Below are 12,586 nucleotides of genomic sequence, written 5' to 3'. Positions count from 1 at the left end.
AGTTGGAAAATCATGCATGGCCCGAGGGCGCGCCAGGGCCGGGCACGCGCGTGGCCGGCCCTGGCGCTGTGGACGTGCGCACTGGCACTGACCAGTACGCCGGCGCATGCCCAGGGGCGTGCGGACACCGTGCTGTCCCAGATGCCGCTGTTCGTGAACCAGGCGTTGGCGCCCTTGAACATGCTGGTGATGGGGCGTGACCACAAGCTGTACTACGAGGCCTACAACGATGCCTCCGACCTCAACGGCGACGGTGTGATCGATGTCGGGTACAAGCCGAACCAGATCGACTACTACGGCTACTTCAACAACAACGTCTGCTACAGCTATTCCAAGGGTGTTTTCGTGCCCTCGCAGGCAGCGACCGGAAGCAACAGGAAAAAGTGCTCGAACAACTGGAGCGGCGACTTCCTGAACTATCTGGGCACATCGCGCATGGACGCCATACGCCGCGTGCTCTATGGCGGCATGCGTGCGGAGGACACGGCTTCGCGCACCGTTTTGCAGACCGCCTACATTCCCAGGGATGCGCACAGCTGGGGCAAGGCCTATGACCCTGCGCGGGATGCCAAGGTCTACAGCATTTCGGACTATGCGCCGCTGCGCCCGCCGGCGGTCGGCACGCGCCATCTGTTTGCCGTCACCACGCTGAAGGAGACCACTGACGCCGTCACCCAGTTGCGCGTGCTCAATGACTCCTCGTTCCAGATCTGGGATTGGGTGTCCCAGGAGGGCTTTGCAGGGCAGAGCAACTGTGCAGGCGGCAATTCGTGCGCGCGAGGCAGCAGCAGGATCACCGACTACAACCTGCTTGTGGAGGCCTGCTCCAGCAGCAATGTCCAGTTGCTCGAGGCCAGCTGCAAGGCCTATCCCAACGGCGGCAAGACCATCTACAAGCCCACGGGGCTGCTGCACGACTTCGGAGAGAACGGGAAGATGTACTTCGGCCTGCTCACAGGCTCGTACGAGAAAAACATCGCCGGCGGCGTGCTGCGTCGCAATATCAGCAATTTCGCAGAGGAAGTCGACCCTCAGACGGGCCAGTTCAAGACGGGTGTCAATGGCGTGGTCGCCAACATAGACCGCCAGCGCCTGATCGGCTACACCGGCGGCAAATACGTGGAATGCGGCTGGATCACGTCCGGCCCCATCAGTTCGCTGGACAAGCCTTCGAAGTGCGCCATGTGGGGCAATCCCATCAGCGAGATGATGTTCGAGACCATGCGCTATTTCGGCGGCGCATCCCAGGCCCTCGGCATCTATGACTACGCCGGCGGCTCCTCCAAGGATGCGTCCCTGGGCCTGTCCAAGCCCGCCTGGGAAACGCCCTACAGGGCCAAGGCCGAAGGCGGGGGCGGCTACCAGTACTGCTCCCGTCCCGTCATGACGGTGCTCAGCGACATCAATCCCTCCTACGACGGCAAGCTGCCCGGCAGCCGCTACGCGAGCGTCGGCGCCAGCGCCCTCAATGGCTTCAATGTCTCAGACGAGGTGGCGGCCATCGGCTCGGCCGAGCGCATAGACGGGAAGAACTTCTTCATCGGCCAGTCAACGTCGGCCAATGCCGACCAGGCTCCTTCGGTCAAGACCATTGCAGACCTGTCCTGGGCGCGCGGCCTGTCTCCCGAGGAGCCCAGCAAGGAAGGCACCTACTATGCCGCAGGCGTGGCCCGTTTCGGCGCCAGGAATGCCATCTTCGGCAACAGCCAGGGCAAGAATGCGCTGAGGACCTACTCCGTGGCCATTGCGTCACCGCTGCCGGAAATACGCTTTCCGATCGGCGGCAAGCGCTTTGTGACCATTGCGCCGTTTGCCAAGACCGTCTCCGGCAGTGCCGGTGGCAGCACCGTGAACAATGCGGTCTTCACGCCGACCAACCAGATCGTCGACTACTACGTGGTCAACATTGCCAACACGGGCAAGGCGGACATCGATGCCTCGGTCAATGGCGGGCGGCCCTATGCGGAGTTCCGCATCAACTACGAGGACGTGGAGCAGGGCGCCGACCATGACATGGACGCCATCGCGCGCTACACGATCGCGCTGCAGGCCGATGGCACGGTGAAGATCGACATGGTGTCCGAGTACGCCGCTGGCGGCCTGGGGCAGCACATGGGCTATGTGATCTCGGGTACCACCAAGGACGGCATGTACCTGGAGGTGCGTGACAAGGACACCGCCTCGGCCTACTACGCCTACAACACGCCCCCCAATCGCGATCCGGGCTACTGCCGGGGCAGCATCTCGGCCCAGCAGCGCACGGAATGCTCGAACCTGGGGCTCACGGCCACCCGCAGCTTCACTCCCGGCAATGCGACCGACGCGGGCAGCTTCCTGAAGGGGCCGCTGTGGTATGCCGCCAAGTACGGTGTGCCGGACCGCGACCCCTCCAAGATCACGGGAGATCCGGACAACTATTTTCTGGTGACCAATGCCGGCACGCTCAAGGACCAATTGACCAAGGCGTTCAACGACATCCTGCAGAGCATCAGTTCCGTGACGGCGGTCAGCGTGGACATGCCCACTGCGACACTGGGCGAAGGCGCCGACCTGTACCGGACCACGTTCGAGGTCCAGTACTGGAGCGGCGACGTCATCCGCGAGAAGCTCACCACCAGCGACAGAACGCTGGTCTGGAGCGCGGCGGAACTCCTGTCCGAGCGGTCCGCCGATGACCGCAAGATCTACTATCCCAGCAGGACCGGCAGTGCCGTGTCGCTGAGCCCTTTCACGTACTCCAGTCTCAGCGGGCAGCGTTCCGATGCATCCTGGCTGGCCGTGCTCAACACGGACCCGGCCACGAACTCCGCCGATGGCCAGGCAAAAAAGCGCATCGAGTTCCTGCGTGGCGAGGTGCGCGATGACTTGCGCGTGCGCAAGCCCCTGGCCAGCGGAAAGCTCAATGTGCTGGGCGATATCGTCAATTCCTCGCTGGTGCGGGTCAAGGGCGGCCTGTACCGTGCCTCCGCCGCGGACAAGCTGGAGGGCAGCACCACCTATGCCGCCTTTGCCGCGAAACAGGCTGCCAAGGAGATGCTGTATGTGGGCGCCAACGACGGCATGCTGCATGCCTTCGACGCGGCATCGGGCAAGGAGGAGTTCGCCTTCATTCCATCGGGCGTGAAGAATTCGCTCAATGTCCTGACGTCCCGGTATGGCGCGGGCGGCGCTCCCCACCGCTACTTCGTGGACGGGACGCCCGTGGTCTCCGATGTCTACTTCGGCAACGCCTGGCACAGGGTGCTGGTCGGCAGCCTGGGCGCGGGCGGGCGACAGGTCTTCGCGCTGGACGTCACGGACCCCACCTCCCCCCGGTTGCTGTGGGAGTTCGGGGTTGAACAGGACGAACGCATGGGTTACTCGATGCCCGCGCCTGTCGTGGCGCGGCTCAACGACGCCGGCCGGTCCATGGGCAAGTGGGTGGTGTTCCTCTCCAATGGCTACCAGGCGTCGAACAGCGCCTCCGGCGAGTCCAGCCTGTTTGTGCTGGATGTTTCCAGTGGCGAGGTCATCCGGCGCTTTGACTTCGCGGCAGGCATGACGGCCGCGGAGTTGAGCGCGCTGCCTGCGCCGAAAAACGGCCTGTCGCGCGCCGCCGTGGTGGACAACAACGGCGATGGCAAGGTGGACATGGCTTATGCCGGTGATCTTGCGGGCAATGTATGGCGCGTGGACCTGGCCAGCGGTGCCAGCGGCTCATGGAATGCGCAACTGTTCTTTGTGGCACGCGAGTCCGAACGCAGCGGCGGCAAGCGGCTGTCCATCACCACCGCACCCTACGTGGTGCGGCACTCCAGCGGCAAGGGCGATGTGGTGGCCTTCGGCACGGGCCGCTTCATGACGGATGACGACAAGCTGGACATGCGCCGGCAATCGGTGTTCGGTATCTGGGATCGCTACGGCACACCCGCCACGACTGCGCCGCAGCCGCTGCCTACCGCCGGCAAGGGGCGCGGGGATCTGCAGGCCCAGCAGTTCACCCAGGTGAGCGGCTTTCCGGGCAAGTTCGCCCTGTCGGCCAACCCGGTCACCTGGTACAAGGACGCCACCAGCACCGCCGACTCCAATGTGCACAGCTGGGGCTGGTACGTCGATCTGCCGCGCGACGGAGAAAGACTGGTCTACGACATGAGCCTGTACGGGCGGGGACTGGTGTTCACCTCCATCCGGCCACCGCTGGGCGACCCTTGCTCCGCAGGCCTGGCTAGCACGATCTACGCCATCGATCCCGACACCGGGGGCAAGACCGACTATGTCGCCTTCGATGTGAACGGCGACGGCATCTTCAACGCCTCCGACAACCTGGCAGGCCAGCAGGTCAACGGCTACGAGGTGGGGCCGGGCAAACCCACCATCAGCGGCGCGAAGATCTTCGACTCCAGCGGAAAGCAAAGCGGGGCAGGAGGCGCAGGCAAGAGCGGGGGCGACGATATCAACAGCGGAGTGGACCGGGGGCGACAGAGCTGGCGCCGCCAGCCCGCGAACCCGTGACCGCCATCCCATCCACTACACACCCATCCACTACACACAGGGGCCTGCCGGCCCCGGCCGTCTGGCTGGCCCTGCGGGCCCCCAAGGAGAAATGCGTGCGCAGCAAGCTACATGGATTCACGCTGATCGAGCTGATGATCACGGTGGCGGTGGTCGCCATTCTTTCGGCGATCGCCTACCCCTCCTACCAGGAATACGTGCTGCGATCGCGGCGCGTGGAAGCGCAAAGCCTGCTGGGCGAGGCCGCCGCCCGGCAGGAGCGCTGGCGGGCGCAGAACGGCGGATACACAAGTTCCGTCGCCAACCTCAGGCTGCCCTGGGGAGACAAGTCCGAGAACGGCCACTACACCCTGACGATGGCCACGGCCGCCAATGACGGCGGCTACACGCTCAAGGCCACGCGCACCGGCCGCCAGGCATCGGACAGGCGCTGCGGCGACTACACCCTGAACGCCCTGGGCGTGAAGGGCATCTCGCCCTTGGGAACGGTGGGAGACTGCTGGCGCTGAGCGCCACCGGGGCCGGGGCCTCAGTCCTGTGCCTCATCCACAAATTCCACCATGGCCGCCGACACCTCGAACTGCTGCTGCACAAAGCCCAGCATGCGGTAGTAGGTGCTGTCGGTTCGGCCGTAGGCAAGCGTCCCCAGCCGAATGGCGGCCGCCGCCATGTTCCAGTGTTGGGCGAAGGCCTCGCGCTCCATGGGCCCCGCTGCGCGCAGGCGCCTGATGTGCTCCAGCGCCAGTTCCACGGCCAGCTCCACATCGGCATCGGTGCCGTCGTCGTCGTAGTTGGCGTTGTCGTGTTCGCCTGCCACGCGCACCAGGAATTCCAGGGATCGCTGCATGAAGGCCAGCGCGGTCCGCATGGTGCAGTGGGTCCTGCGATGCCTGCGGCAAGCCTTGGCTTTTCCCGCTTGGCGAGTGGTGAGGGAAGGGGGTGGTCGGGAAGCGGGTGAAGATGCGGTCATGGTTCTTGCTCCGGGCTCATTGAGCACCACACGCTGCCTTACGAAGGGCGACGGGTGGACGAGATGTTCGTAACACGTCCGGAGCCGTGCGGCCATCCTCGCGGGTAGGCCCATCTCGCCCGAAACCATGCAGGCTGGCGCGCACGGGCGCACCAGCCTCTTAAATTTGGGCATGACAAAACCCCGCTTGAAGGTGGGGGCTGCAACCTCTCCAGATAGGTGTTACGACACACCGGGCCTTTCGGCTTGGCGACAAGTGTAATGACTTCTGCCCCTGGCCTGGGAGACGCCGCAAGCCTGCAGTCCGGCTGACAAACTCGCGGGGCGCTGGCGCGCCATCCTGCCCTGGGCAAGCGGCCTCTTACCCGTGCCGTGCTACTGCAGTCAGGTGCGTTGCGAATCCAGCTGCTCACCGTTCCTGGCCACTTCCTGCGCCTTGGAGTAGCTTTCGATCAGCAATTGGTACGGCGGAAAGATGGCGCTGTAGGCCTGCGCCCACTGCAACGCGTCCTCACGGTTCCAGGTCTTTTGCACCTCCGAGCACACCGCCGCCGTGTCCATCGGCACGACACCAGCCTGCACGATGCGCGCCAGCGTGATCTCCTGCGCCATTTTCGAGTAGGTCCCCGAGGCGTCGATCACCGCGAAGACCTGGTAGCCCTCGTGCACTGCGGCGATGCTGGGGAAGGCCATGCAGACGCTGGTGATCGTCCCCGCGATGATGAGCTGCCTGCGCCCAGTGGCCTTGACGGCAGCGACGAACTCCGGGTTGTCCCAGGCGTTGATTTCGCCCTTGCGCGCAACGTACCGGGCATGCGGGGCGTACTGGTGGATCTCGGGGATCAAGGGGCCGTTCGGACCCTGCGGCACCGATGCGGTGGTGATGACCGGGATCTTCGCCAGTGTCGCTACCTTGGCGAGTGTGGTGGCATTGGCACGCACCTCGGTGAAGGGCATGTCCTTGATGGTCTGGAACAGGCCGCTTTGATGGTCGATCAGCAGCATCGCCACATTGTCGGGATCGATGACCGGGCGGGCGCCGTTGAAGTTGGCGATGGTTTGGGGTGTGCTCACGGTCTTCTCCTCAATTGCCCTGGGTGAGCATGGTGTGGCTCGTGATCAGGTTGCGGTAGTCGGGGATGTGGTTGGAAAACAGAGTGCCCAGCCCCTGCACGTCGTTGCGCCAGTCGCGGTGCAGTTCGCAGGCAGCGCCGAACCAGCTCATCAGTTGCACGCCGGCCTGCGACATGCGATTCCACGCCGCATCGCGGGTGATGGGGTTGAAGGTGCCGGAGGCGTCAGTGATCACGAAGACGTCGAAGCCCTCCTCGATGGCCGACAGTGCGGGGAAGGCCACGCACACCTCGGTCACCACGCCGGCGATGATGAGTTGCTTCTTGCCCGTGGCCTTCACGGCCTTGACGAAGTCCTCGTTGTCCCAGGCGTTGATGTTGCCGGGCCGGGCGATGTAGGGCGCCTGGGGAAACTGGCTCTTGAGCTCCGGCACCAGCGGTCCGTTGGGGCCGTTCTCGAAGCTGGTCGTCAGGATGGTGGGCAGCTTGAAATAGCTGGCGATGTCGGCCAGCGCCAGCACGTTGTTCTTGAACTTGTCCGGGTCGATGTCGCGTACAAGGGATAGCAGGCCGGTCTGGTGGTCTACCAGCAGCACGGCGGCGTTGTCCTTGTCCAGGCGGACGTAGGGCTTGGTCATGGTGAATCTCCTTGGGTCGCCGAGACAAAGGTCTTGGCTGACGGATAGAGAATAGGATTTGAACGATGAACGCGGTAGTCGTTAATATTTGCCATCAGAGTCCTATCTGAGGAACGATGAAGGCGGTGTGCAATGAAAGACCTGAACGACCTCTACTACTACGTGCAGGTGGTGGACCACGGCGGCTTTGCGCCCGCGGGCCGCGCGCTGGGGATGCCCAAATCCAAGCTGAGCCGGCGCATCGCGCAGCTGGAGGAGCGTCTCGGCACGCGCCTGATCCAGCGCTCCACGCGGCGATTTGCCGTCACCGAGACCGGCCAGACCTACTATGGCCACTGCAAGGCGATGCTGGTGGAGGCCGACGCCGCCGACGAGGCCATCGCGCTGACCCACGCCGAGCCGCGCGGCATCGTGCGCATGACCTGCCCGGTGGCACTGCTCGATGCGCGCATCGCCGACATGCTGGCGGCCTTCATGGCCGCGTACCCGCGCGTGGAGATCCACCTCGAGGAAACCAACCGCCGCGTGGACGTGGTGGGCGAAGGAATCGACGTTGCCATCCGCGTGCGCCCGCCGCCGCTGGAAGACAGCGACCTGGTGATGCGCATGCTCGCCGAGCGCGGGCAATGCCTGGTGGCCTGCCCGCGGTTGTTGACAGGCGGCATCCCCCAGGTGCCCGCCGACCTGGCAGGCCTGCCGAGCATGGACCTGGGCCTGCCGCAGCACGAGCATGTGTGGCACCTGATCGGCCCGGACGGCACGCAGGCGGCCATCCGCCACCGGCCGCGCCTGGTCACGCGCGGCATGCTGGCGCTGCGCGCGGCGGCCTTGGCGGGGGTGGGCGTGGTGCAACTGCCCTCGATGATGGTGCGCGAGCAGATCGCGCGCGGTGAGCTGGTCCACGTCATCCCGGGCTGGGCGCCACGGCGCGAGATCATCCATGCGGTGTTCGCCTCACGGCGCGGGCTGCTGCCGGCCGTGCGGGCGCTGCTGGATTTTCTGGCAGAGCGGTTTGAGGCGCTGGACGAAGACTGAGCTGCCGGGAAGCCGACTGGCTACCACCCGGAGCTCCATCTTCATCGCTGACAGATGAACGATCCGGCCGGGTACCTGGATGCCTTCCACCTCCGGAAGCTGCTTTTCCAGAGCGACCAGATTGTCAATCAGTCGGGACCGTGCGATCACGCGGCTGTCGTGTTGCATCTGCGCCGAGCGGACGCCAGGAGACAGCTCTTGTGCGCCATCGATCCTGCCCGTAGAGCACGGCAATGTCCCGGTGCTTGCCGTTAGTCAGGCACGTCGAACCCACGCCGGATGGCATCACGTCACGCGTGTATCGCGCCACCGGGGCGCCGTTGGACGACATCGGAAGCTAGATGTACCTGAAGTCCGAGACCAGTGCGGGCCCTTGGACTTCTTTGGACGTATTGGGATTTCTTGGGATGCCAGGATGGCCTGCCCGGAGGGACTCGAACCCCCGACCTATTGCTTAGAAGGCAATTGCTCTATCCGGTTGAGCTACGGGCAGGTATGGCCGCTGACGGGCCAGCGCGGATCATACCCGCAATGGGCGGGCGCTCAGGGCTTGGCGGCGTGCCCTGGCGCCCTGGCCGTCATTCGGCGTCGTCTTCTTCCTCGAAAACCACCGAAGGAGGCGCCATCACGCGCGCCATGTCGGTCATCGTGGGCACCAGGCCGCGTGCAAGGTAGCTGTAGGGCGTGTCGGGCTCCAGCGCTGCAGCGGCAAGATTGGCCATGGGCTGGTTCATCGTCAGGTAGTAGCTGCCCACTGGCGCTTCGACGGCGCCGCGCGTGAGCGCATAGGCGCCGCTGGCGGGCGTGGCCGAGCGGGCTTCGTTATACGAGTCGGCCAGCAGCTGGCCGGGCTCGGCCACCTTGAGCACCTGCAGGCCCAGCAGGCGCAGCCTGTCCACGGCGGGCTGGGCGCTGGCGGACAGCCAGTAGCCGCAGGAGCGCGGGCGCGACAGCGTGGTGCGCGGCTGCAGTGAAGCGTTCCAGTCCACGCGCACCTGCTGGTCGGTGCCCGTATCGGGCTGGATCATGGTGAGGGTGCGCTGCTCGGGGGTCTGCTCGGCCAGTACGGCCAGTTGCTGGTGGCAGGCAAGGGAGGCGGTCTCGCGGGCCACGAAGGCCTGCACCTGGGTGAGGTCCTTGGCGCGCTCGGCGCTGGAATGCAGCATGCGTGTGGACGCGGTGACCAGGGTGTGCACGCGCCGCTGGATGTGGGCGCGGCCCAGGTCCGAGCCACGGCTGCTGACCAGGTAGCCCACCGAGTTCTTGAGCCCGCTGACGTTGCGCAGCGAATCGGGCGCGAGGCTGCCCATGGAGATGGACTTGTCCTGCAGATCCTGGCTGGTGGTGTAGTACCAGTCGCTGCTCAGCCCGGCCTGCGACAGCGCGGTGCGCAGCGGCGCCGTGTACCACTCGCGCGCAGCCTTGGTCACGAATTCATTCTGGTTGGCCGCGGCCGAGTACTGCAGCAGGGCGTCGTAGCGCTGTATGGCCTGGTACTTCTGCAGGAAGATGCTGGCGGCGGGGAATTCCTGCAGGTCCACCACGGCGACGGGGCGGTAGTCGCGCGCCAGCGTGGCCAGGGCCTTGGCCTCCGGCGTGTTCAGGAGCAGGTGGTCATGGGCGATGTCGGTGCCATCGGCTGCATTGCGCGTGCCGGCTTCCACGGCGTCGGGGTTGGCGCGCGGCACGAGGATCACGTTGATCTGCTGCAGCAGCGGCTCCAGCAGGCCGCCGGGAGCGAGCTCGCGGGCGATGATGAGCAAGGCCTCCGTACCCGCAGGTTCGTCGCCGTGCTGGCCGGCCACGAGCATGACCGTGGGGCGGCGGCTGTCATAGAGCGCCGACGGCTGAATGCCGGGTGCGCGCGTGGCCACCAGTGCCTGGATGGGGCTGCCGCGCTGCGAGCTGCCGGGCTGCACGATACCCAGGCGCGTGTCGCGGCCCAGGGATTTGCTGGCCTGGCTGTTCAGCCAGGAAGACAGTTCGCTGGCCGTGGTGAACTGGTTGCGCTGCGGTGCCAGGCCCGGTGTGTCGTAGCGGGTGGCTGGATCGGGAAAGCGCGCAGCCACGGCCGCGTTGTAGGGCAGGGGGACCAGGTTGTTGGCCGGCGCGATGGGCTGCGTGGTCGCCTGGGGCACCACCGGGGTGGCCGGGGCCGGCCGGGTGGGGGCGGGCGCCTGGGGCTTGGAGGTGGTGGGCCATGGCGGCAGCGGGGTGCTGGCGCAGGCGGAAAGCAGGGCTGCGCACGCCAGGGCCGACCACCGCAACCTGTCCTGTGGCAGCTCCGAATCGGGGCGCTGGCTGGAGGGGGTGGCGTGTGGGGTCTGCAGTGTCATGGAGTGGCCTTGAGGAACCAGTCGGGGGAGTCTTTGGAAATCCGGGAAAAGGGCGCGGCCTTCAATCGCCGCAGGCCGCAATGCTATCGGGATGATAGCCATGCAGGCTTGCGGCGCGCTGTCGGCTGAATGCGCAATCTGCGCCATGTGAAAAGGGCTGCAGCCCCGGGGAGATGCAGCCCTTTTTTGTTGGCGGATTCCTCGGCTTGCCGCAGGGCATGCCAAGGAGCCGTGGTGCAGGTCAGCGACCGTAGCCGCCGCGCGAGGGGCCGCCACGGCCACCGCCGCCGAAGCCGCCACCACCGCCGCCGCCGCGGTTGAAGCCGCCACGGCGGCCGCGTTCGGCCATGGTGTCCACGCTGGTGCGCATCGGATCGGGCTGGCCGCCACCTGCGCTGCCACGGGGGCCGCTGCTGCGTGCATGGCCCAGCTGCGTGCCCAGGTGGGCATCAGCGCGCGGGGGTTGGTCATCGAAGCGACGGACACCGCCGCCGCCTTCGCCGTCAGGGCGCGGGCCGCGCCTGGGGGCGTTCTGGGGGGCTGCCTTGGGACGGTGGGCGGCGCCGGAGCCATTGCCCGGACCATCGAAGCGATCGCGGCGCGGCTTGTTGTTGGCGCTTGCACCGGCGTGGTTGCGGCCACGGCCCTGGCCGCCGGCGTTGCCTTCGGATCGGCCTTCGTCCGAGCCGGCCTTGGGAGCCTGACCACGGCCACCTGCGCGGCCGCCACGGTCGGGCTGGGTGGCCTTGGTGGTGCGGATGCGGTCCATCATTTCCTGGCGCGCAGCCTTGGCGGCGGCCTGCATGACGTCACGGCTGGGCGGCTTGCCCGCACCGCCCCAGATGGTCTGGCGGCCCATGGCGATGGGTTCGGCCACTTCGTCCTCTTCAGGGCCGAAGCCTTCGAGCACCTGCACAGGGATTTCCTGCTTGGTGAAGCGCTCGATGTCCATCATGAAGCCTTCTTCGTCCATGCAGACCAGGCTGACGGCGTGGCCTTCGCGACCGGCACGGCCCGTGCGGCCGATGCGGTGCACGTAGTCCTCGGACACGTTGGGGATCTCGTAGTTCACGACGTGCGGCAGCTCGTCGATATCGATGCCGCGTGCAGCGATGTCGGTGGCGACCAGGGCGCGCAGCTCGCCGGTCTTGAAGCCGGCCAGGGCCTGGGTGCGGGCGCTCTGGCTCTTGTTGCCGTGCAGCGCCATGGCGCTGATGTTGTTCTTGGTCAGGAATTCGGCAACGTTGTTGGCGCCGAACTTGGTGCGCGTGAACACCAGAACCTGGCTCCAGTTGTTCTCGTTGATGATGTGCAGCAGCACCTGCTTTTTCTTGCCGCGGCCCACGGGGTGGATCACCTGGGTGATGCGCTGGACCGTGGTGTTGCTGGGCGTGACCTGGATGGACTGCGGGTTGCGCAGCAGGCCGTTGGCCAGGTCGCGGATCTCGTCGCTGAAGGTGGCCGAGAACAGCAGGCTTTGCTTGTCCTTGGGCACCAGGGCCAGCACCTTCTTGACGTCATGGATGAAGCCCATGTCCAGCATGCGGTCGGCTTCGTCGAGCACCAGGACTTCGACGGTGGACAGGTCCATGAAGCCTTGCTGCTGCAGATCCAGCAGGCGGCCCGGCGTGGCGACCAGGATGTCCACGCCCTTCTTGATGCGGTCGATCTGGGGCTTCATGCCCACGCCGCCGAAGATGACGGTGGAGTTGATGTCCAGGTACTTGGCGTAGCTGCGCACCGATTCCTCGACCTGTGCGGCGAGTTCACGCGTGGGCGTCAGCACCAGGGCGCGGATGCCCTTGCCGCCGAACTTGTTGCGCGGCACCTGGCCTTGCGAGAGGCGTTGCAGCATGGGCAGGGTGAAGGCAGCGGTCTTGCCAGTGCCGGTCTGGGCACCTGCCAGCAGGTCGTGGCCGGCGAGTACCGCAGGGATGGCCTGTGCCTGGATGGGAGTCGGGTTCTCGTAACCCTCCTCAAGCACGGCCTTCAGAATGGCGGGAGCCAGATTCAGTTCTTCAAATGTCATGTGATCAAAGATGC

General features: G+C 65.9%; 8 protein-coding genes and 1 tRNA gene. 3 read left to right on the top strand and 6 right to left on the bottom strand.

Annotated features, from left to right (window positions below):
• The first annotated feature begins 12 nt into the window (after nt 1-12).
• Nucleotides 13-4,491: a pilus assembly protein gene (locus tag LGR64_RS15350; protein ID WP_230355989.1), complete on the top strand. Its 4,479-nt coding sequence runs from the start codon at nt 13-15 to the stop codon at nt 4,489-4,491.
• Nucleotides 4,492-4,586: 95 nt separating this feature from the next.
• Nucleotides 4,587-5,000, top strand: a complete 414-nt coding sequence (locus LGR64_RS15345) for a type IV pilin protein (RefSeq protein ID WP_185070527.1) — start codon at nt 4,587-4,589, stop codon at nt 4,998-5,000.
• Nucleotides 5,001-5,020: 20 nt separating this feature from the next.
• Here the strand turns inward: LGR64_RS15345 and LGR64_RS15340 are convergent, their stop codons facing one another.
• From LGR64_RS15340 to ycaC, 3 genes are all read right to left on the bottom strand, one after another.
• Nucleotides 5,021-5,359 (bottom strand): hypothetical protein, encoded by a 339-nt coding sequence (locus tag LGR64_RS15340; RefSeq protein WP_141833733.1) that lies wholly within the window; start codon nt 5,357-5,359, stop codon nt 5,021-5,023.
• 486 nt (nt 5,360-5,845) lie between these two features.
• Nucleotides 5,846-6,535 (bottom strand): hydrolase, encoded by a 690-nt coding sequence (locus LGR64_RS15335; protein ID WP_141833730.1) that lies wholly within the window; start codon nt 6,533-6,535, stop codon nt 5,846-5,848.
• A 10-nt stretch (nt 6,536-6,545) separates the two neighbouring features.
• Nucleotides 6,546-7,172 (bottom strand): isochorismate family cysteine hydrolase YcaC, encoded by a 627-nt coding sequence (gene ycaC, locus LGR64_RS15330; protein WP_034392043.1) that lies wholly within the window; start codon nt 7,170-7,172, stop codon nt 6,546-6,548.
• Nucleotides 7,173-7,304: 132 nt separating this feature from the next.
• Here ycaC and LGR64_RS15325 point away from each other — a divergent pair, with 132 nt between their 5' ends.
• On the top strand, nt 7,305-8,207 hold the full coding sequence (locus tag LGR64_RS15325) for a LysR family transcriptional regulator (protein ID WP_012204737.1): 903 nt from the start codon (nt 7,305-7,307) through the stop codon (nt 8,205-8,207).
• A 416-nt stretch (nt 8,208-8,623) separates the two neighbouring features.
• Here the strand turns inward: LGR64_RS15325 and LGR64_RS15320 are convergent.
• From LGR64_RS15320 to LGR64_RS15310, 3 genes are all read right to left on the bottom strand, one after another.
• Nucleotides 8,624-8,700 (bottom strand) — tRNA-Arg (locus tag LGR64_RS15320).
• 85 nt (nt 8,701-8,785) lie between these two features.
• Nucleotides 8,786-10,543: a M14 family metallopeptidase gene (locus LGR64_RS15315; RefSeq protein ID WP_141833727.1), complete on the bottom strand. Its 1,758-nt coding sequence runs from the start codon at nt 10,541-10,543 to the stop codon at nt 8,786-8,788.
• 241 nt (nt 10,544-10,784) lie between these two features.
• Nucleotides 10,785-12,572, bottom strand: coding sequence for a DEAD/DEAH box helicase (locus tag LGR64_RS15310; RefSeq protein ID WP_141833724.1), 1,788 nt, complete (start codon nt 12,570-12,572; stop codon nt 10,785-10,787).
• Between the last annotated feature and the right edge of the window lie 14 nt (nt 12,573-12,586).

Source organism: Delftia sp. Lp-1 (assembly GCF_020523835.1).
GTDB lineage: Bacteria > Pseudomonadota > Gammaproteobacteria > Burkholderiales > Burkholderiaceae_C > Comamonas > Comamonas acidovorans.
This window is presented reverse-complemented; position numbering and strand designations above follow the sequence as displayed.